The 21169-nt window shown below is 60.7% G+C and carries 20 protein-coding genes; 16 read left to right on the top strand and 4 right to left on the bottom strand.

What is annotated here, in order from left to right; translation table 11 throughout:
- Positions 1–258 precede the first annotated feature (258 nt).
- From ilvB to ilvC, 3 genes are all read left to right on the top strand, one after another.
- A complete protein-coding gene (gene ilvB / locus ACYQ1A_RS15160) occupies positions 259–2025 on the top strand; it encodes a biosynthetic-type acetolactate synthase large subunit (protein WP_499363285.1) in 1767 nt (588 codons plus the stop codon).
- An 11-nt stretch (positions 2026–2036) separates the two neighbouring features.
- Positions 2037–2528, top strand: a complete 492-nt coding sequence (gene ilvN, locus ACYQ1A_RS15155; protein ID WP_053939744.1) for an acetolactate synthase small subunit — start codon at positions 2037–2039, stop codon at positions 2526–2528.
- 73 nt (positions 2529–2601) lie between these two features.
- Positions 2602–3618 (top strand): ketol-acid reductoisomerase, encoded by a 1017-nt coding sequence (gene ilvC / locus ACYQ1A_RS15150; protein ID WP_053939743.1) that lies wholly within the window; start codon positions 2602–2604, stop codon positions 3616–3618.
- 91 nt (positions 3619–3709) lie between these two features.
- On the opposite strand, the gene ACYQ1A_RS15145 is transcribed toward ilvC, so the two are convergent.
- Positions 3710–4192, bottom strand: a complete 483-nt coding sequence (locus ACYQ1A_RS15145) for a M48 family metallopeptidase (RefSeq protein WP_053939803.1) — start codon at positions 4190–4192, stop codon at positions 3710–3712.
- A 58-nt stretch (positions 4193–4250) separates the two neighbouring features.
- Positions 4251–4940: a PepSY-associated TM helix domain-containing protein gene (locus ACYQ1A_RS15140; RefSeq protein ID WP_499363331.1), complete on the bottom strand. Its 690-nt coding sequence runs from the start codon at positions 4938–4940 to the stop codon at positions 4251–4253.
- 200 nt (positions 4941–5140) lie between these two features.
- Here ACYQ1A_RS15140 and ACYQ1A_RS15135 point away from each other — a divergent pair, with 200 nt between their 5' ends.
- The 3 genes from ACYQ1A_RS15135 to ACYQ1A_RS15125 are packed head-to-tail and all read left to right on the top strand — an operon-like array spanning position 5141 to position 7010.
- Entirely contained in the window at positions 5141–5800 is a 660-nt protein-coding gene (locus ACYQ1A_RS15135) for an energy transducer TonB (protein ID WP_499363282.1), read from the top strand.
- Between the two features lie 43 nt (positions 5801–5843).
- Positions 5844–6587: a MotA/TolQ/ExbB proton channel family protein gene (locus tag ACYQ1A_RS15130; protein ID WP_499363280.1), complete on the top strand. Its 744-nt coding sequence runs from the start codon at positions 5844–5846 to the stop codon at positions 6585–6587.
- Between the two features lie 6 nt (positions 6588–6593).
- The gene (locus tag ACYQ1A_RS15125) at positions 6594–7010 is read left to right on the top strand and encodes an ExbD/TolR family protein (protein ID WP_062225212.1); all 417 of its coding nucleotides are present in this window, start codon (positions 6594–6596) and stop codon (positions 7008–7010) included.
- A gap of 59 nt (positions 7011–7069) precedes the next feature.
- Here the strand turns inward: ACYQ1A_RS15125 and ACYQ1A_RS15120 are convergent, their stop codons facing one another.
- Complete coding sequence (locus ACYQ1A_RS15120) at positions 7070–7594, bottom strand: nucleotidyltransferase family protein (protein ID WP_499363278.1); 525 nt, start codon at positions 7592–7594, stop codon at positions 7070–7072.
- 377 nt (positions 7595–7971) lie between these two features.
- On the opposite strand from ACYQ1A_RS15120, the gene ACYQ1A_RS15115 reads away from it, so the two are divergent.
- Positions 7972–8712, top strand: a complete 741-nt coding sequence (locus ACYQ1A_RS15115; protein ID WP_062225213.1) for an alanyl-tRNA editing protein — start codon at positions 7972–7974, stop codon at positions 8710–8712.
- 46 nt (positions 8713–8758) lie between these two features.
- On the opposite strand, the gene ACYQ1A_RS15110 is transcribed toward ACYQ1A_RS15115, so the two are convergent.
- Positions 8759–9022: a YkgJ family cysteine cluster protein gene (locus ACYQ1A_RS15110; RefSeq protein ID WP_499363276.1), complete on the bottom strand. Its 264-nt coding sequence runs from the start codon at positions 9020–9022 to the stop codon at positions 8759–8761.
- Positions 9023–9271: 249 nt separating this feature from the next.
- Here ACYQ1A_RS15110 and ACYQ1A_RS15105 point away from each other — a divergent pair, with 249 nt between their 5' ends.
- The 9 genes from ACYQ1A_RS15105 to ACYQ1A_RS15065 all read left to right on the top strand — a co-directional run bounded on the left by ACYQ1A_RS15105 (position 9272) and on the right by ACYQ1A_RS15065 (position 21100).
- Positions 9272–11281 (top strand): hypothetical protein, encoded by a 2010-nt coding sequence (locus ACYQ1A_RS15105; RefSeq protein WP_499363274.1) that lies wholly within the window; start codon positions 9272–9274, stop codon positions 11279–11281.
- On the top strand, positions 11281–13299 hold the full coding sequence (locus ACYQ1A_RS15100) for a DUF2298 domain-containing protein (protein ID WP_499363272.1): 2019 nt from the start codon (positions 11281–11283) through the stop codon (positions 13297–13299). Before ACYQ1A_RS15105 ends, ACYQ1A_RS15100 begins: the two co-directional genes overlap by 1 nt.
- Complete coding sequence (locus ACYQ1A_RS15095) at positions 13284–14294, top strand: glycosyltransferase family 2 protein (protein ID WP_062225056.1); 1011 nt, start codon at positions 13284–13286, stop codon at positions 14292–14294. The genes ACYQ1A_RS15100 and ACYQ1A_RS15095 overlap by 16 nt, the downstream gene beginning before the upstream one ends.
- Positions 14291–15328, top strand: coding sequence for a lysylphosphatidylglycerol synthase transmembrane domain-containing protein (locus ACYQ1A_RS15090; RefSeq protein ID WP_499363268.1), 1038 nt, complete (start codon positions 14291–14293; stop codon positions 15326–15328). Before ACYQ1A_RS15095 ends, ACYQ1A_RS15090 begins: the two co-directional genes overlap by 4 nt.
- The gene (locus ACYQ1A_RS15085; protein WP_499363267.1) at positions 15325–16647 is read left to right on the top strand and encodes an NAD(P)/FAD-dependent oxidoreductase; all 1323 of its coding nucleotides are present in this window, start codon (positions 15325–15327) and stop codon (positions 16645–16647) included. Before ACYQ1A_RS15090 ends, ACYQ1A_RS15085 begins: the two co-directional genes overlap by 4 nt.
- Before the next feature lie 653 nt (positions 16648–17300).
- Entirely contained in the window at positions 17301–17684 is a 384-nt protein-coding gene (gene pilG, locus ACYQ1A_RS15080) for a twitching motility response regulator PilG (RefSeq protein WP_499363265.1), read from the top strand.
- A 43-nt stretch (positions 17685–17727) separates the two neighbouring features.
- Positions 17728–18093, top strand: coding sequence for a response regulator (locus ACYQ1A_RS15075; protein ID WP_062224755.1), 366 nt, complete (start codon positions 17728–17730; stop codon positions 18091–18093).
- A 44-nt stretch (positions 18094–18137) separates the two neighbouring features.
- On the top strand, positions 18138–18650 hold the full coding sequence (locus tag ACYQ1A_RS15070) for a chemotaxis protein CheW (protein ID WP_499363263.1): 513 nt from the start codon (positions 18138–18140) through the stop codon (positions 18648–18650).
- Between the two features lie 278 nt (positions 18651–18928).
- Positions 18929–21100, top strand: a complete 2172-nt coding sequence (locus tag ACYQ1A_RS15065) for a methyl-accepting chemotaxis protein (RefSeq protein WP_499363261.1) — start codon at positions 18929–18931, stop codon at positions 21098–21100.
- Positions 21101–21169 lie beyond the last annotated feature (69 nt).

Genomic DNA, 21169 nt, shown 5'->3' with positions numbered 1-21169 from the left:
CGCGTGTTATGCCTTCACGGCCATGGCCTTGACCTTTTGCGTAGCTCTTTGACGGCGGCAAGCCCGGTACATCAATCAGGATCGCAACGCATGCACCTGGTCGTGATGGAATACATACATTGCATCCAGCCATGCGCGGGTCATTCCTGGCGTATTTGTTGTCGCACACCGCGTTCACATCATGTAACCGTGTTGCCCATTTGCGCCGTCGTCCCTGCGATCCCGACATCGTTAACTCGTTCGCACAAAGGTTGACCCATGGAGATTTCGGGCGCAGAGATCGTAACGCGCTGTCTGCAGGAAGAAGGCGTTGAATTCGTCTTCGGCTATCCTGGCGGCGCCGTTCTTGAAATTTACGATGCCATCTTCAAGCAAGAGGTATTCAAACACGTGCTGGTGCGCCACGAACAAGCCGCGGTGCATGCCGCTGATGCTTATTCGCGCTCCAGCAACAAAGTCGGCGTGGCGCTGGTCACCAGCGGCCCGGGCGCTACCAATGCGCTGACCGGCATTGCCACCGCATACATGGATTCGATTCCGCTGGTGGTGATTTCGGGCCAGGTGGGCACCAATGCCATCGGCCTCGATGCCTTCCAGGAAGTGGATATGGTCGGCTGTTCGCGCCCGATCGTTAAACACAACTTCCTGGTCAAAGATATTCGCGATCTGGCCACGACCTTCAAGAAGGCGTTCCATATCGCCGCAACGGGCCGACCGGGCCCCGTGGTCATCGACATCCCCAAAGATGTCACGATGAACAAGACCACGTTCAGCTATCCGTCGTCGGTCAGCATCCGCAGCTACAACCCGCCTACCAAAGGCCATCCGGGTCAGATCAAGAAAGCAGCCAATCTGATCGCCGAAGCCAAGCGTCCGTTCCTGTATGTGGGCGGTGGCGCCATTCAGGGCGGCGCGGGCAAGGAAGTGACTGATCTTGCCAATCTGCTGAACCTGCCCACCACCAATACGCTGATGGGCCTGGGCGCGCTTGATGGCACCCACCCCAATTTTGTTGGCATGTTGGGCATGCACGGCACTTACGAAGCCAACCTGGCGATGCAGTATTGCGACGTGCTGATTGCCGTCGGCGCACGCTTTGATGACCGCGTGATTTCGGTGCCCAGCCAGTTCCTGGCCTCGCCCAAAAAGATTATCCATATCGACGTTGATCCGTCCTCGATTGCCAAGCGCGTCAAGGTCGACATTCCTATCGTGGGCGACGTCAAGCACGTGCTGACCGATCTGCTGGCGCAATTGCGCGAAAGCGGCCAGAAGCCCAATGCCGAAGCACTGGCCAACTGGTGGAAGCAGATCAACGAATGGCGCAAGCCCAACAGCCTGCTGTACACGCCGTCCACCGAGGTGATCAAGCCGCAGCACGTGATTGAAACGCTGTGGAAAGTCACCAACGGCGAAGCGATTGTCACATCCGACGTCGGCCAGCATCAGATGTGGGCGGCGCAGTACTACAAGTTCCGTCGTCCCAAGCAGTGGATCAATTCCGGCGGTCTGGGCACGATGGGCTTTGGTTTGCCGGCCGCGATGGGCGCGCAACTGGCCAACCCCGATGCGCAAGTCGCTTGCGTGACCGGCGAAGGCTCGATCCAGATGAACATTCAAGAGCTGTCCACCTGCAAGCAATACCACACGCCGGTGAAGGTGCTGAGCCTGAACAACCGCTACCTGGGCATGGTGCGGCAGTGGCAGGAATTCTTTTACGGCACGCGTTATTCCGAGTCGTATATGGATGCGCTGCCTGACTTTGTAAAAGTCGCCGAGGCCTATGGCCACGTCGGCTTCAAGGTCGAAAACCCCGCCGATGTCGAGCCGGTGCTGAAAGAAGCGTTTGGCCCCAGCCTGAAAGAACGCCTGGTGTTTATTGATTTCCGTACGGATCAAACCGAGAACGTGTTCCCGATGATCCAGAACGGCCGTGGCCTTAACCAGATGGATCTGCCGCCGCACATGCGCGACTATCAGCAAGTGCCTTTTGAAAACAATCGCGACTACGGCAACCTGAGCTAAGGGGACGAACAATGCGCCACATTCTGTCCACCCTCCTCGAGAACGAAGCCGGTGCGCTCAGCCGCGTGACCGGGCTGTTTTCGGCGCGGGGTTATAACATTGACTCGCTGACCGTGCAGACCACGGAAGACCCGACGCTAAGCCGTATGACCATCGTTACGCATGGTTCGGACGAAGTGATCGAACAGATCACCAAGCAACTGAACAAGCTGATCGAAGTGGTCAAGGTAATCGACCTGAACGAATCCGAGCACATCGAGCGCGAGCTGATGCTGATCAAGGTTCGGGCCACCGGCAAAGAGCGCGAAGAAATGAAGCGGATGGCGGATATTTTCCGCGGTCGCATCATCGACGTGACTGAAAAAACCTACACGATCGAACTGACCGGCCCCGGTGAAAAACTGGATGCCTTCATCAAGGCGATCGATAGCACCGTTATTCTGGAAACCGTCCGCACCGGCGCCTCGGGCATCGGCCGCGGTGAACGCATTCTTAAAATCTGAGTGAGGCGTTCGCCGTGCGGCATGCCGCGCGGCCACCTCACGTCTCACAAAGCCAAGTCAGGAGCACTACACAATGAAAGTTTTCTACGATAAAGACGCCGACATCTCCCTGATCAAGGGTAAACAAGTCACCATCGTCGGCTACGGTTCGCAAGGCCATGCCCACGCGCTGAACCTGAAAGACAGCGGCGTTAACGTCACCATCGGTCTGCGCAAGAATGGCGCTTCGTGGTCCAAGGCCGAGAACGCCGGCCTGGTGGTTAAAGAAGTGGCCGAAGCCGTCAAAGCCGCTGACGTGGTCATGATTCTGCTGCCGGACGAAAACCAGCCCGACGTGTACAAAAACGACATCGAGCCGAACATCAAGCAAGGCGCCGCGCTGGCGTTTGCTCACGGCTTTAACGTGCATTACAACCAGATCGTGCCGCGCGCGGATCTGGACGTGATCATGGTTGCCCCGAAAGGCCCGGGCCACACCGTGCGTTCGGAATACCTGAAAGGCGGCGGCGTGCCGAGCCTGATCGCGGTGTACCAGGACAAGTCGGGCAAGGCGCGTGACGTGGCGCTGTCGTACGCCGCAGCCAACGGCGGCACCAAAGGCGGCGTGATCGAAACCAACTTCCGCGAAGAAACCGAGACCGATCTGTTCGGCGAACAAGCCGTGCTGTGTGGCGGTGCGGTTGAACTGGTGAAGGCAGGCTTCGAAACCCTGACCGAAGCCGGCTACGCCCCGGAAATGGCTTACTTTGAATGCCTGCACGAACTGAAGCTGATTGTTGATCTGATGTACGAAGGCGGCATCGCCAACATGAACTACTCGATCAGCAACAACGCTGAATACGGCGAATATCTGACTGGCCCGGAAGTCGTGACCGCTGCGACCAAAGAAGCCATGAAGAAAGCGCTGTATCGCATCCAGTCGGGCGAATACGCCAAGCAGTTCATCCTGGAAGGCAAAACCAACTACCCGGCCATGACCGCGCGTCGTCGCCTGAACGCGGAGCACCCGATCGAGAAGGTGGGCGCGCAACTGCGTGGCATGATGCCGTGGATTGCCAAGAACAAGCTGGTTGATCAATCCAAGAACTGATCAAGGTTGTTGGGCTGCCGCGCTGCGGTCAGCCCCACAGCATTGCAAAACACCGTCTGCCTCTGCAGACGGTGTTTTTTTTGGGGGGCCGCTAACGCAGCGTCAGCCATAGCCGCAGATCAAACTCCAGCTGGTGGTAGTCCGGTTCCATATGGCTGCACAGCTGATAAAACGCTTTGTTGTGGTCTTTTTCTTTGAGATGCGCCAGTTCGTGCACGACGATCATGCGCAGAAATTCCGGTGGCGCCTGGCGGAACAGGCTGGCGATGCGGATTTCGTTTTTGCGTTTGAGATTGCCGCCCTGCACGCGCGCGGCAAAGGTGTTGGTGCCCAGCGTGCCGCCGGCCAGCACCATCTGGTTATCAAACAGTACCTTGGCCAGCGGCGCGGCGTTCTTTAGATAGCGTTGTTTCAGTTCGATGGCGAAGTCGTACAGCGCCTTGTCGGTCTGCACGCTGTGCTTTTCGGGATAGCGTTGCGCCAGCCAGGGCGCCAGCGTGCCCTCCGAGAGCATGGCGCTCACGCGTTCCAGCACGTGCGGCGGATAGCCGTTGAGATATACCAGATCAGTCATGCGGCGCATTGTACCGCGCCGCATCTGATCCATCATGCCCGCTCAGGCCCTGGCGCCATCAGGCCAGCACCGAGCAACAGCCCCACGCAATGGCCCCGCCGATCAGACCCAAAGCGGCCAGACGCGGGCCGTGCAGACGGCTCCACAACAGAAAACCGGTGATGCATAAGGTGACCAGTGCGCCAGCCAATGTGTCCACCAGCAGCACCCACGCCACGCCCGCGCCCACACCTTTATGCAGATTGGTGATGACGCCCCAGAAATTGGTATCGCTGCGTTTGACTTCAACCAGCTGGTTGCCCTGGGTATAGGTGGCGCTAAACGAATAGTTGGGCCTGGCCAGCGTGACTTGCCACTCGGCGGGCTTCTGCACCGGCATATTGTTCCAGACCACTTGTTTGGCCGGGCTTACCCGCGTGCGAGCGTGGCCGCCCAGCCGGGTATAGCCGGAGAACCATTCGGCAAAGGCCTTGGGATCGGTGCGCGCGGAGTCGGGCAGCGCCACTTGCACGGTGTTTTCCACCGGCGTCACTGCGTTGATCTTCATTTGCGCGCGATGGTTAAGCAGAAAGCCCGACACGCCAAACATCAGCCCCAGCGCGGCACCCCACAAACCCAGCCACGCATGCACGCGCTTGAGCCATTTTAAAAAACTGCCTTTGCGCAGACTGTCGGGCAAAAAACCCTTGTGATTTTCTTCAAGCAAACCGGCGATCATGTATTTCCCCAACAACAAATAAACAGACAGCCACCGTTGCTGATGGCGTGTTACGGCCCTGACCGATGCAAACGTGCCTGGCCAGGTGGCAGTGCGCGCGAGCTATTTTATGTGGGATCGACCGACGGCTTTTACGCAACTTGTACCGTTCAAATGTCTTAACTTTGCAAATGCGAAGCGTTCGCATTATTATTGTCGGCTGTTTCCAATGCAAGTAGTTCTCATTAACGATGAACCACCAGACCGCAATCCGGCTGGGCGTAGTAAGCGGTGCCCACCTGTTGGTAATCGGTGCGCTACTGCATACGGTGCAAGCCACGCCGCCCGTGCCGCCCAAAGAAATTATTGTCACGCTGGAAACGCCGGCGCCCTTACCCGTGGTTGCGCCGCCACAGCCCAAGCCCAAAATCCAGCCCCCGCCGCCGCAACCGCAGCCACGTCCGGTGGTCAAGCATCAGCCGGTTCTCAAGCCGATCGCCCCCATCCCCGTGGCCCGGCCCGACGAAGTCGCCACTGAGCCGCAACAACCTAAAGCAGAACCCGTCGCGCCGCCGACGCCCGCCGCGCCCCCCGCACCGGCGCGTCCGGCAGAACCGGCGCCGATTTCGCAACCGCGCGTCGACGCCAATGCCAATGGCAACGTCAAACCGCCGTATCCCGCCATCTCGCGCAAGCTGGCCGAAGAAGGCACGGTAATGCTCGAAATCTACGTGCGCGCTGATGGCCTGGTGGGCGATCTGCGTGTGAAGCAAAGCAGCGGCTATTCGCGCCTGGATAATTCCGCACTCGAAGCCGTGCGCAAATGGAAGTTCACCCCCGCCAGACAGAACGGCCAGCCGATCGCGCTCTGGTACGTGATGCCCGTCAAATTCTCGCTGGACGCCGCGTAACCGCGCCCGCGTACACGAACCGCCAAACAAGGAGATTTTCATCATGCAAGCGCAGCAATTCAGTCTGTCCCACCTGTGGGATCAGGGCGATTTCATCACCCATACCATCGCCGCCATCCTGCTGATCATGTCGGTGGCCAGTTGGTACGTGATCGTGACGCACACTTTGCGCGTCATCGCCAACCGTCGCCGCGCGGCTGCCGCGCACGGTTTCTGGCACGCTCACCGCTTTGACGAAGGCCTGGCGCTGCTGACCGGCAAGGCTGAGGACAATCCCTTCCGCCTGCTGGCACTGGAAAGCCAGGCCGCCGTGGCGCACCACAAAGAAAACCAGGCCGATCTGCACGGCCAGCTGGCACTGTCGGACTGGTTGATCAGCTGCCTGAATGGCGCGATCGAGGAAGGCACCGAGCGCATGCAACGCGGTCTGTCCATCCTGGCTTCGGTGGGTAGCACTGCGCCGTTTGTAGGCCTGTTCGGCACGGTGTGGGGCATTTATCACGCACTGATCGGCATCTCCGCCGCCGGTGCCGCCAGCATCGACAAGATTGCGGGCCCGGTGGGCGAATCGCTGGTGATGACGGCATTTGGTCTGGCCGTCGCCATCCCGGCCGTGCTGGCCTATAACGCGCTGGTGCGTGGCAACCGCGCGGTGGTGGGCAAGCTCAACCGCTTTGCGCAAGACCTGCACGCCTACTTTGTGACCGGCGCCCCGGTCGCGCGCGAACAGCAAGGCAGTCGGCCGCAACTGGCGGTGGTCAACGGCCAAACCAAACGCGCGGAGTAAACCGTTATGGCATTCAGCAAATCTATTGGTGACAACAGCGAGGTGATGAGCGAAATCAATATGACGCCGCTGGTCGACGTGATGTTGGTGCTGCTGATCATCTTTATGCTGACCGTGCCGGTGCTCACGCACGCGGTCAAAGTCGACTTGCCGCGCGCGGCCAATCAGCCGGAAATCGTCAAGCCGGAGACGGTGAATATCTCGGTAGTGACGGATGGCTCGATCTATTGGGATGAAGCCAGATTAAGCGACGCCGAGTTCAAGACCAGACTGGCCGCGATCGCGCGCAAAGACCCGCAACCCAATATCCGCCTGCGCGGTGATCGCAAAGTGCCCTATGAATTTGTGGCGAAAGCCATGGCGGCCATCCAGTCGGCCGGGGTGCAGAAGCTGGGGTTTGTGACTGAACCTGATCCGCAGTAAAGCTTTGGCACATTGTTAAAAAAACGCCCGTCTCCGGGCGTTTTTTTGGCCATACGAACTTAACCCTGGCTGGCAAGGATGGTCACGCGCGGCCAGCGTTCTTGATAACGTTTGCTGGCAACACGGCGTTGATATTCCGCCGCACTTGCGCGCGTTGGATTGTGGCGCACGACCATGCCAAACAAATCATCCAGTCCATGCGGCGCGACGATATCTAGCGTTGCATCGGCCTGTAATTGCACGGCGACACAGGTCGCGTATTCCGGCCATGTGGCCACAGCCTCGCTGATTGAGGTCAAGGCAGGCACTGCAAAGCCAAAGTGCTGCTGGTACCAAAGATGGACGCGCGCCTGGTTGGTCACTTCCCATGGCAAACGAGGCACCGTGTGGCGCAGTTGCTCGGCATAGCGTGCTTCCGTCACGGCCGACAAGTCGCTCGCATCGAAATAGATCAAGTCAATATCGCCTGGCGGCAACCGGGTGCTTATCCCATGCAGATGATCCCAAACCAGGGCGCGCAGGGCTCCCGCGCCGATATACCAATCTGGCGCGGCAACCTGGCGTGCGGCATGTAGCATGGCCATAAAAGCACTCGACTGCCGGATGAGCTGTCGCAGCTGCGTAGCGTGGTCTGGCATGGCGAATCCGTTCCTTCCAACAAAGAGGCAGTCTAGCGCCCCGCCCCACGTTGCATAGCCCTCCGTTGCAACAAGCCCTGGCGCAGCCGCAGCAAAGGCTGGATTTGTGTAGCTGGGTCCGGATGCGTTAAGGCTGTTTCAAAGGGCTGGCGTCCGGCAGTCCGGCCTCGTTCTTTGCGGCGTAAGCAAAGCTGCGGCGGGGCGACGAACTGGCCGCGGCGTTCTGGGTTGATGTTGATGACCGTCAACAAACGCGGAGAGCAACGCGGACAGACTGCGTTTTCCGCCCCTCCCCCGCCGATCGTTTTCCCGCGAGACATTCCATGACCCAGAACCGCACGCTACGGCTGTTTGAAGAAGAACCCACGCTGATGGAGGCGCATGCCCACGTGTTGGGTTGTCGGGCCGATGGCGGCATCGTGCTGGATCGCACTATCTTCTGCCCGCGCCATGCCGATCTACCCGGCGACGTGGGCTGGTTGCATAACGCGGACGGGGGCGCTGTGCGTATTGTTGATACGCGGCTGGATCGTGATGAGCCCGGACTGATCGTGCATATGCCGGAACAAGCCGTGCTGGGTCTGGCCCCGGGGGCAAGCGTAACCCTGCAAGTGGACTGGATCCGCCGCCTGCGGCACATGCGCATGCACACGGCGCTGCACCTGCTGTGCGCGGTGGTGCCGACGGAAGTGCAAGGCAGCGCAATTGCCTCGGGCATGGGCTATGTCGATTTTGCCCAACCCCAAGGCCCGATCGACAAGGCCTCGCTCACCGAGAAAATGAACGAGCTGATCGCTAAAGACCTGGCCGTGCGGCCGCGCTGGCTGGAACACAAACAGGCCATGAAAAAACCCACCATCGCGCGTTATCTCAGCAGCGCCGAGCAAATGGGCAGCGACCCCATCCGCGTCGTCGACATTGCCGGCCTTAGCGTGTTGCCTTGCGGCGGCCCCCATGTCAAACGCACCAGCCAGATCGGTCGAGTGCGTTGCTTTGGCATCGAACGCGTGAATAACCGTGCGGTGCGGGTGACGCTGGGCTTTGAAGACGATCAGGAAGAGTGAGGGGCAGAGACCCGCTTGAAGCAGCTCAGGGTTGATGCGCGCCGCATCAGCCCGGCAGTGTCGCCAGCTCCAGCTGAGTTAGCCAGCGCAAGGCCGCAGGCGCGCTATCGCCACACATTTCGGTAGAAGGCTGCAGCCCGGCGCAAAACGCGGGCCGCTCCGGTTGGCCGAAGATGCCGCAGCGCGCATCCGGCAACAAATTAATGCAGGCCACACCAGCGGGCTTGCCATGCGGCATGCCGGGAATGGGGCTGGTGATGGAAGGGGCGATGCAGCAGGCGCCGCAGCCCGGTCGACAGGATAAAGACATGGGCGCGATTGGACCGCGCCGCTGGCGCGCTGGCAAGTGCCATCCATCCAGCCCTGCACACCATTGCACGCAACACATGCGCAGCTGACATGGCTTGGTGTACGCTTGCCAGCACAAAAAAAGCCGTCTTGCATGTTGGAGCATGCAGATGGGCATGATAGAAAGCCGGACGTAATACAAAAGCAGAGCGCGCAGATCGGGATACCCGGCACGCGACTCTACAATCCCGGCAAATCAGGAGGATGGATCATGGGCATGATTGCCCTTGGGCTTACGCTCGCGCTGCTTTGGGTCAACCTGGCAGGGCTGGCGCACCTTGTGCAGCGGCGGCTACCAGACATTGATCTGGCGCGCGCAGTCGGGGTGCTGGCGCTCTGCCTGGCGCTGTTTTTTGTTGAACACTTTGTCGGACTGGGTTCGCTCGCGTGGGCCTGGCCGGTCTGCACCGTGCTCAGCGTGATTGCGCTGCGCAAGGTGGCGCGTGCTGCCGCGTGGTGGGAGCAGCACTATGCCTTTGTGCTGGCCTTTCTGCTGGCGCTGTCATGGCGCTTTGTGTTTCCTGATCTGGATGCCCAATCCGAGCATCTGACCGATCTCTTCTTTATCGCCAATTACCTGCCGGGCCAGACCCTGCCGCCGCCGGATCAATGGCTGCCCGGCTACCGCTTTGACATGTATTACGGCTTTCTGCATTACGCCGCGGCGTTGCAGGCGCGGTTTTTACATCTGGATGCCGGCCGCGCCATGAACCTGGGTTTCTGCACCACCTTTGGTTTGATCGGCTCGCTGGTGTGGAGCCTGTCGCGCCGTTGGCTCAGCGGCCGCGCCCCGCGCGTGCTGCTGGCGGCTGCGGTGCTGATCGGGGGCACCGGGGTCGCGCCGCTCATCCCGCTGATCTATGACTTGCCCCATGACGATGCCAGCGCCGTCACGCGCTTGTGGAGCAATACGCGCTTTGTGGGTTTGTACGATCAGCAAGTCAATACATCGCTCGGCCAGGCTTTGTTCCCCCGCGCCGAAGCGGGCACAGAACCGCGCGATCTGCCACTGGAAACGCTGTCGTATTACACCTATCTGGGCGATCTGCATCCGCCACTGGGCGGCTTTGCGCTGTTGTTCCTCACGCTGGGTTTGATGGGTGTGCTGGCGTGGCGCAACCGCCCCGATGCCGGGGATGCACTACCGCCTGCGACCACCGCCGCCCCCAGCGCCAGCACGCTTACTTTTCTGATCGGACTGGCGCAGCCGGTTTTGTTGGCGCTCAACCCATGGACCTTGCCGTTGCAAGGGCTGTTGGTGCTGGGCTGGGCAGTCTGGCAACACCGCGCCCCGCAGGGGCTGGCCTGGCATGCTTTGCTGGCCGGTCTGATCGTCGGCGCGCTGGCCATCTATCCCTTCCTCACCCACTTTGCCCCTAACGCCCTCGGCACGCCGATCCGCCTGGTGCAGCCGGAAGACCACACCCCAGTCCGTCAGTTTCTTGCCCTGTGGTGGCCGGTGTTGTGGCTGCTGGCAATTACGCTCAGTGCCGGACCCAAAGCGCGCGGCAGTTGGTGGGCGGCGTGGGGCGTGATCGTGTTGTTGGCCATCACCGAAATCGTGTTTGTTGATGACCCCAACGCCGGGCGCTACAACCGCTTTAACGCGGTCATTAAATGGTGGTCATGGTTGTATCCGGCGGCACTGGCGGTGCTGGGCATTTTTGCTTTGGCGCTGCCGTGCAAGCTGCGGCGGGTGCTGGCGTGGATGCCCTTGCTGGCGGTCTGCCTGTATGTGATTCCGCAAGCGCAATACTGGGCGTTTCATCCCAAAACCCATGCGGGCCGACTGGCTGGCGAAGGCTGGCTCTACGAGCAGCAAGGGGCGCGCAGCATGGTTACTTATCTGCGCAATGCGCCGCGCGGGCTGGTGCTGGAAGGGCTGGATGCTGGCAGCTACAGCGTGCATGGCGCCTATGCCCTGCACAGCGGCCAACCGTCGGCACTGGGCTGGCCTGATCACGAAGGCCTGTGGCGCAATCAGCCATGGTTTATCGGGCGCGATGCCGATATGGTGCGCGCGCTTTACCACGGCGGCTTGCCCGATGCCGGGCGCTGGGCGGCCGATCATCGCATCCGTTATATCGTCTGGAGCCAGACCGACCAGCAACGCGATGCCGCCGCGCTTGAGCGCATGAAAACCGCGCTGGCGGGCCAGTACATCTGGCGTGCCTTCAATAACAATAACGGGCAGGAAGTCGGCCTGTGGGAGCGCCGCTGATGGCGATGATCTTTTTGCTGGGCAGCCTGGCTTTGTTGTGGCTGCATCTGGCGGGCGTCACTTTGCTGTTTGGCCGTGTGCTGCCCTATCCGCTGGCGCGCGTGGTGGGCGTGCTCAGCATCACGCTGCTGGTCTGCGCGTTTGAGCATTTCTGCGGCTTGGGCAATATCAACTGGGCGTGGCCACTCACTGCCGCCATCGCCGCCGCCATCGTGTGGTGGGAACGCCCACGCTGGAATACCTCGGCGTTCTGGCGCGGCGAAGTGGTATTGGGCGTGGCCTTTGCCTACGGGCTGATCTGGAAATTCCTGTTCCCCAGCATCTACCCGACTTCCGAGCGCGTTACTGATCTGTACTTCATGCAGAACTACTATCCAGGCGACACCTTGCCGCCGCTGGATATCTGGTACCCGCCGCATCGCTTTGATTTCTACTACGCGTTCGAGCATTACGGTGCCGCCTTGATGGGCCGTTTGCTGGGCTGGAATGCCGGCTTTGCCTACAACATCGCCTTTGTGCTGGTGATGGCGCTATCGGCCACGCTGGCCTGGGATTTCGCCAGCCGCCTGATCAAGAACCGCTTGCCACGCCTGGTGTTGGTGGCCGCGGTAATGATAGGCGGCACCGGCATTTCGCCGCTGATCCATCTGGTGGTCGATGACAAACCGGCCAATCCGCCCGAGTGGAACGCCAACGATCATATGTGGGCCAGCGCCCGCTTTATCGGCAGCTACGATGCGCGCATCGCCGACTACGGTACGGCGTTGGGCCGCAGCGTGTTTCCGCCACTCACGCCCGAAACCAGACCGACGCCAGACTTTGAGGCGCGCGATCTGCCGATGGAGAACTTCGGTTATCAATATTTTCTGGGCGACTACCACCCGCCGCTGGGCAGCTTTTTGCTGCTGTTCTTGCCGCTGGCCTTGCTGGCCTGGCTGGAAGTCGCACCCGCCGCCTGCCGGCATCCGCGTCTGGCGCAAGCCTTGTTGCCCGCCACCTTGCCGCTGATGTTGATTACCAACACCTGGATTTTTCCGTTTGCCCTGGTGCTGCAAGCGGCGTGGGTCGGCTGGCGTTATCTGCAAAAACGACCACCGGATTGGGCCGCGCTATTGGCCGGTGGCCTGATCAGCGCCTTGCTGGTCTACCCCTACCTCAGCGGCCTGGCCAACCAGGCCATCAACACGCCCATCCACCTGGTCAAATGGATGGATCACACGCCCTGGCTGCGCTATGTGGCACTGATGTGGCCACTGCTGCTGTTGCTGCTACTGGCTTTGTTTGAGCGCCGGACCCGGCCGTTTGCGTTGATGCTGGTGCTGGCGTTTGGCGCGATGCTGATCCTGAGCGAATTTATCTACGTGCAGGACCCGTCCGGCGGCAAGTTCACCCGCACCAATACCACGATGAAATGGTGGGGCTGGATGTGGAGCGGCGCCTTGCTTGCGCTCGGGGCCATTGCGCTGGCCAGTGCCCGGCGCTGGATACGTGGCGTGGCGCTGGCGGCGTTGCTGTTGATTACCGTCTGCTACGGCTACGACACCGTCTATTACTGGTGGGCCACCCCCAAGGGCGATATGGGCCGCATGAATGGCGCCAGCGGCTTTACAGGCGACCCACCGATGCGTGACATGGTTAACTTTCTCAGCGTGGCGCCGCGCGGCATTCTGCTGGAAAACGTCACGGGTGACGCGTACACCAATCAGACGCTGTTGCAGTTGTTCTCGGGTCAGATCGAAATGCAGGGCTGGCCCAACCACGTCAGCCTGTGGCATGCGGCGCCGGCCGATGTCTGGATGCAATCGGACCGGACCAAGGCTTTTTATAAAGGCACGCTGCCCGATGCGCTGGACTGGCTCAGCGTGAATCACGTGCGCTATATCGCGTGGACGCGGGTGGATTCCGCCGCCGGGCTGGCCGCCTGGCAGACCATCAATAACAGCATCGGCAGTCAGTACAGCTGGCACCCGTTCTTTGCAGATAGCAACTCACAGGTAGGCCTATGGATACGTCGGTAAACGCGCCGCGCCCCCTGCTGTCGGTGGTGGTGCCTTGTTATAACGAAGACCCGGTCATCGCCGAAACCGCGCGCCAGTTGCGCATGTTCTGCGACAGCGTGGCTGCCGATACCGACACCGAACTGGTGTTTGTCGATGACGGTAGCCGTGACGGCACACGCAGCATACTCAAGCTGCTGGGCGAGCAAGATGCACGCATCCGCGTGGTCGGGCTGGCGCGCAACTTTGGCCACCAGATTGCGGTAACCGCAGGCATGGACGCGGCACGCGGCGATGCCGTCATCATCATAGATGCCGACCTGCAAGACCCGCCCGACGTCATGCGTTTGATGCTGGCCAAATGGCGCGAAGGCTACGACGTGGTCTACGGCACTCGCACCGAACGCCCAGGCGAATCCATCTTCAAACTGGCCAGTGCGCGCCAGTTCTATCGCTTGCTCAACAAGCTATCCGACGTGCCGATTCCGCTGGATACCGGCGATTTCCGTTTGATGAGCCGTCGCATCGTCGATGTGTTGCGCGCCATGCCGGAGCGTGATCGCTTTGTGCGCGGCATGGTCAGCTGGGCGGGCTTCAAGCAGATTGCCTTGCCCTACCAACGTGCACCGCGCCTGGCCGGCGTCAGCAAATATCCGCTGCGCAAAATGCTGCGCTTTGCCACCGACGGCGTGCTGTCGTTTTCCACCAAACCGTTGCAACTGGCTATCGGCCTGGGCATGGCGGCCGCGGCGCTGTCGATGCTGGGCATCATTTATGCGCTGCTGCTGCGCATGTTTACCAATATCTGGGTGGAAGGCTGGACCGCGCTGATGATCGCCGTGCTGTTCCTTGGCGGCGTGCAACTGGTGTGCGTCGGCATCCTGGGCGAATACATCGGGCGCATTTACGGCGAGGTCAAACGGCGGCCGCTGTATGTGGTGCAGGAATACATCGGCTACGCCAGCCGAGCCGAGGAACCCATGCTCAGTCGCAGCCCGGTGGGTGACCGGCGATGACGGTGCCGGATTACAGCGGCCCCGCGGCCAGCACAGCGCCCGCCAAAGCGCGTAAATCCAGACTGCGCCTGCTGCTGGGCACGATCATCGCGTTGGCGTTTGTCTGGCTGATTGGTCGCAATGTCAATCCGGGCCAATTGCTGCATGCCTTTGCCACCGCCAATCCGGTGGACGTGCTGGCCGCGCTGCTGCTGTTTGGCATCGGCTACACGCTGCGCATTGCACGCTGGCAAACCATGCTGAAACCGGCGCGGCCCGATATCGCCTGGTGGCGTTGCGCCGGTCCCTTTATGGCCAGCTTTGCCGCCAACAATGTGCTGCCGCTGCGGGCGGGCGATGTGCTGCGTGCATTTGGTTTTAACCAGCGGCTGGGAGTGAGTCCGGGCGGGGTGCTGGCCACCTTGTTGGTAGAGCGGTTGCTGGATTTGCTGTTGCTGTTGCTGATGCTGGGCCTGGCGCTGGCCGTGTTCGGGCTGGAGGCCTCCAGCTTTGCCGGGGTCGGCGCGGGCTTTTTGCTCGGCGTGGCGCTGCTCATCCTGGTCATCCTGGTGTTTCCGCAAGCGTTTGCCCCACTCGCGCGCGCTGCGGTTGCGCTGATCGCCCGCTTTGCCCCACGGATCGCGGCCAGACTGCGCGCCGAAGTGGACCTGGGCCTGCACACGCTGGCGCAACTGGCCAAAGGCGGCACCATGTTGCGTTTGCTGGCTTTGTCGCTGGGCGCGTGGTTGTGCGAAGGCTGCGTGTTCTGGTTTGCGGCGCGCGCCCTGGCTGATCTGACCACTCCGGCGGCGGCCTGGCTGGCCTTGCCGGTGGGCACGCTGGCCACACTGATCCCGTCCACGCCGGGTTACGCCGGCACCTTTGATTACTTTGCCATCCACGCAATGACCACGCTGGGCAACGCCGCTACGCCTGCCACTGCGTTTGCCTTGCTGGTGCATTTGCTGCTGTGGCTGCCGCCGACGCTGATCGGCGGGCTGTATCTGATCATCCGCCCCGTGGCCAAAGCCCGTCCTACTGGAAAGACCTCGTGACCGCACTCCCCGCTTCCACTCGCGTCGCCGTTATCGGCGGCGGCTTCACTGGCCTGTCCGCCGCCTGGGAACTGGCGCGCGCAGGTATCGCCGTAACCGTGCTCGAAGCCGACGCCGAACTCGGCGGCCTGGCCGGCGCCTTCGACGTACAGGGCCACAAGCTGGATCGCTTCTACCATCACTGGTTTACCAATGATGTCGAAGTGATGACCTTGATCGACGAGTTGGGCCTGCATGATCGGGTATCGATCAATCCCACCAATACCGGCGTCTGGTATGGCAACCATTTTTTCAAACTGTCGACGCCGATGGATTTGCTGCGCTTTACGCCGCTGCCACTGGCCGACCGCGTGCGGCTGGGCTTGCTGGCCTTGCGTGCGCGCAAGGTCGAAAACTGGATGGAGCTGGAACACAAAACTGCTTCGCAATGGCTCAAGGAGCTGGGCGGGGAAAAGGTCTATCGCGTGGTGTGGGAACCGCTGCTGAAAGGCAAGTTCGGCGCGGTGGCCGATCAGATTTCGGCCGTGTGGTTCTGGAACAAGCTCAAGCTGCGCGGCAGCAGTCGCGGTAAAGGCGGCGAAGAGCGGCTGGCGTATTTCAAGGGTGGCTTTGTGGCGTTGGCCGAAGCCATGGCCGAGGGCATTCGCGCCGCCGGTGGCCAGGTGCTGACCAGCACCGCTGTGCAGCGCTTTACGCCGCAAGCGGGCGGCGGCTTCCGGCTGGAGACCAGCGCGGGCGAGCTGGTGGCCGAACAACTGATCGCCACGCCGGCCTTGCCGCTGATTGCCGCTATGGCAGACGACTGGGCGCCCGCGCCGTGGCTGGCGCAGATGCGCCGCATCAACTATCTGTCGAATGTGTGCCTCGTGCTGGAACTGGAACGCAGCTTGTCCACCACCTATTGGCTGAACGTCAACGATCCGACTTTCCCGTTTGTGGCGGTGATTGAACACACCAATTTTGAGCGCCCCAGTGAATACGGCGGCCGCCACATTGTTTATCTGTCCAGATATCTGCCACATACCGACGCCATGTACGGCATGAGCGCCGACGAAATGCTGGCCTTTGCCACGCCGTGGCTTAAAAAGATGTTCCCGGCGTTTGACCCGGCGTGGGTGCTCAAGCATCACGTATGGCGCGCGCGCTATTCGCAACCGGTGGTGGAGCAGCATTACAGCAATCTGATCCCAGCCAGCGAAGGCCCGGCGCCGGGGCTGACCATAGCCTCAATGGCGCAGATCTACCCCGAAGACCGCGGCACCAACTACGCCGTACGCGAAGGCCGCAAAGCCGGGCGCGCGGTTGCGCTGAAGTTATAGGGTGGGTCAAGACCCACCATTCAGAGCCATTGAGCAGAACTGATCGACGTGCGGGCTTGTTCTTTGCGGCTTTGCCAGGTGGGTCTAGACCCACCCTATGAAACCGGACTGTGGCGCGGAACGTACAGGTGCGGCGGCAGTCGGTATCAAGCGATCGGACCGCACATCGGTCACGGCGGCTTCTTTCGTGACGTTAATGCCTTCCTGGCCTATCGATCCGCGCTGTAAGCCTTTCCCGCAGCACCGCAGCCGACACACCGCGATACAGCCCCAGCCTGACAGCCCCGTCGGCACTGGCTTCCCACTGGTTTTGTTGCCGCCGCAAACATCGGCATATACCCGGGTCGGCAGCGTAAGCCGTGTGTCCGTCAGCGCCGGCGCTGACCATCCGGTCGCCGCCCATCCCGCAGGTCTGACCGTTCATTCCAGCGCCCACAAACACCCCGACAAAACCGGGCATCCTGCCGCCCGTACCGCTCGCAACACCGCGCGCTTATTAGTCTTGTCTTATTTGAGAAGGCGTCGGTATCATCCTGCGAACAAGGAATGACCATTGCATATTTGCGTGGCCGTTACGGGCTTCAAACGCTCAAAACCGCGCAGCGGATTTCGTTAGATCAATAAAGCAGTGGCATCGCATCAGGAGGAGTTCCATGTCGAGTCTTGCCGGCGTCAAGGTGATGGTGATCGATGACAGCAATACCATCCGCCGTAGCGCAGAAATCTTCCTCGGCCAGGCAGGTTGTGAAGTGATCCTGGCGGAAGACGGGTTTGACGCGCTGGCCAAAGTCAGCGACCACCTGCCCGACGTGATCTTTGTTGATGTGATGATGCCGCGTCTTGACGGTTACCAGACGTGTTCACTGATCAAGAAAAACCCGCGCTTCAAGGCGACGCCGGTCATCATGCTATCTTCCAAAGATGGCCTGTTTGATCGGGCACGCGGGCGCATGGTGGGATCAGACCAGTATCTGACCAAGCCTTTTACCAAGGACAGTTTGTTGACCGCAGTAGGCGAACACGTTCGCACTGCGTAGCCAGCTTTCCCGAAATCCAAGTTACAAGAGTGAACACAGACCCATGTCTATCAAAAAAGTACTGATCGTGGATGACTCCCCTACCGAGCGTCATTTTCTGGGCGAGCTGCTGACCAAAGCGGGCTACCAGGTACTGACCGCCGAATCGGGCGAAGAAGCCGTGGCCAAGGTCAAAGACATCATGCCCGACCTGATCCTGATGGATGTGGTCATGCCCGGCATGAATGGTTTTCAGGCCACGCGCACCATCACCCGCGACGAAGTCACCAAGCATATTCCGGTGATCATGTGCACCAGCAAGAATCAGGAAACCGACATGGTCTGGGGCAAACGCCAGGGCGCGGCGGAATACATCGTCAAGCCGGTAGACCCGCAAGAACTGTTTACCAAGATCGCCGCACTGGGCTAAGCCCGGCCCGATCATCAGCAGAACGCACAGAGAACAGCACAGTCATGGCCAAGCGGATCAGTTTGCGCGAGTACCAGGAAGGCGTGGTCGCGCGCCTCAAGACGGCAGCCGCCACCGCGCAAGTGGATGCGCGCCTGGGCGTACGCATCGGTGGCCATAACTGGCTGCTTGATCTGGGCGATGTGGCCGAAGTCATGCCGCTGCCCACCGTGTCAGAAGTACCGCTGGCGCAGCACTGGTTTCGCGGCGTGGCCAATATCCGCGGCAACCTGGTCAGCGTGACCGATCTGGCCGCATTTTTTGGCGAAGCCCCGCTGGTGCCCAGCGCTGCATCCCGCCTGATTTTGCTGCACGCCAAACATATCCTGCATGCCTCGGTACTGGTTGAGCGCATGCTGGGGCTGAAGCATCTGGCCGATATGACCGTGGTGCCCGCCAGCATGAACCACCCCTGGGTGGGTGAACATTATGCCGACGCCGCGGGTGGCGCCTGGCACACGCTCGAAGTAAGCCGGTTGTCGCAAGACGCCGCCTTTCTGCAAGCCGGGCTGCACTAAGGCAACACGTCGTACCCAAGCAATACAGGCACTGGCCAGACCCGCCGCATGCGGCTTTTTTTGGCACTGGCCCTGTCAGGGAATCAACAAAAACGTAAGGCGCCCGGCAAAGTATCGGGCGCTGGCAGCAAACACTTTTAGACCGGTGATTACACATCATCATTAACCGTTAAAACCGTAAGAACAGGCGCATCCGCTGACAGATCACGGTGGGCTTTTCTTGCAGTTGGCGCGCCACGCTGGCGCGCCCTTGGGCAGTATCGGGAGAGAGGCAAAGCATGGCGACGTTGAAACTGGGCAACCTGAAGGGAGCGTTTGCCCGGAAGGACAAAGCGGCGGACGGGGCTCGTAAATTCGAGCCGATGAAGACCACGTGGATTCTGGACAAACTGCGTATGCCGGAATCCGGCGAAGACGGCGTATTGCGTCCGGTGCCGTTCATTGGACATCTGCCGTCGCGGACACAGGTCGGCTACCTGCTGGTGACCGTGGCAGTGGCCGGTGTGGCCGCTGTGGGTGTTGCCTTCCTGTCGTTCAAGGCGTCCAGCATCAACGCCGAGCGGCGTTCTACCGCCACCGAAATGCAGATGTTGTCGCAGCGGATTGCGCGGGCATCCACGCTGGCCGTGCGCGGCGATGCCGAGGCCTTCAAGATTCTGGAAGAGTCGTACAACAAGTTCGACTCCGATCTGGAAGGTCTGGGCGCCCCCACCGTATTCAGTGTCTTTGTGCGCAGCCCCGGTGCCACCCTCGACCAGATTCATCAGGTATGGAACCAGTCGTACCGCCCCAACCCGGCGCGCCCGACGGTCGATACCATTCTCAAGCAAAAGAACCAGCTGATTACCGTGGGCAAGAGCGTTGCCGGTATCAACGAGGATGATGCGCGCTTGCTGGAACTGACCCAGCAGTTTGCCGCGATGCTGGCCGAAGGCGGCGGCACCGCGCGTGAACTGGATTACGCCAACCAGTTGTCGATGCTGTCGCAACGGATGGCCAAGAACGCCAACGCCCTGCTGGCCGGTGACCTGATCAACCCCGAGACCGTGTTCTTGCTGGGTAAAGATACCTCCACCTTCGGTGACATCATCCAGGGCTTTATGGATGGCAACGAAGAAATGCAGATTCGCCCGGCCAACACCTCGGCCATGGTGGACAAGCTGAAAGAAGTGCGTTCGTACTTCCACCATTTTGAAATCGTGGTGGCGTCGTTCTCGCGCAACATGCAGCCGCTGGTAAACACCCGCCTGGCAAACCAGGCCATCGTGCGTGATTCCGAGCCGCTGCTGCGCGACACCATGCAACTGGCCGACGTGTACGAAAACACGCTGGGCAGCGCACTGGTTACCATTCTGGAAATCTTGTTTATCGGCGTGGGCGTCACCGCGCTGTATTTCCTGCAACGCGTATACAACCAGGATTCGCTGCGTCGTCGTCTGTTGTCGGAAAACGAGAACAAAAAGAACCAGGAAGCCATTTTGCGCTTGCTGAACGAAATGTCGGATCTGGCCGATGGTGACTTGACGGTACGCGCGTCGGTAACCGAAGACCTGACCGGCGCCATCGCCGACTCGATCAACTACACGATTGAAGAGTTGCGTTCGCTGATTACCGGTATTAACCGCGCCACCGACCAGGTGAGTTCGGCTACCGGCGAGGCGCAGGGCGTTTCGACCGAGCTGATTGCCGCTGCTGACCGCCAGTCGCGCGAAATTACCAGTACCAACAACACGGTTGAACAGATGGTGCGCTCGATTCAGGGCGTATCGGCCACCGCAGCCCAGTCGTCCGAGGTGGCGCAAGCGTCGCTGGCGGCGGCAGAACAAGGCGCGGCGGCGGTAAACAACCAGATCAAGGGTATGAATGAAATCCGCGAGCAGATTCAGGAAACTGCAAAACGGATTAAACGTCTGGGCGAATCGTCACAGGAAATTGGTGAAATCGTTGAACTGATTTCCGACATTACCGAACAGACCAACGTGCTGGCGCTGAACGCAGCCATCCAGGCCGCAGCCGCTGGTGAAGCCGGTCGTGGCTTCTCGGTGGTGGCGGAAGAAGTGCAGCGTCTGGCTGAACGCTCCGGCGAAGCCACCAAGCAGATCGGCGCGATTGTGAAGACCATTCAGACCGATACGCACGATGCCGTGGCCGCTATGGAAGTGTCGACCCAGGGTGTGGTGGAAGGGGCCAAGTTGTCCGATGCCGCTGGCCGCGCGCTGACGCAGATCGAGTCGGTAACGCGTGATCTGTCGGCACTGATTCAGTCGATTGCCCACGAAACCGAAGATCAGACCGCATTGGCCGCCCGCGTGAATGCCTCGATGCGCGACATTCTGGCGGTGACCGAACAAACCTCCGCCGGTGTGAAACAGTCCGCTAACGTGGTCGGCCAGCTGAATGGCCTGGCCGTCGGCCTGAAGAGCTCGGTCGCCGGCTTCAAACTAAGCTGATGAACAGGCGCGGCCCCGGCCGCGCCCCAGACATTGATCTTGCCAGCACCGACCCCAGTCGGTGCGCGG

It is taken from the genome of Silvimonas sp. JCM 19000 (assembly GCF_054652575.1).
The sequence above is the reverse complement of the archived record's forward strand: the minus strand, read 5'-3'. Positions and strand labels throughout refer to the sequence as shown.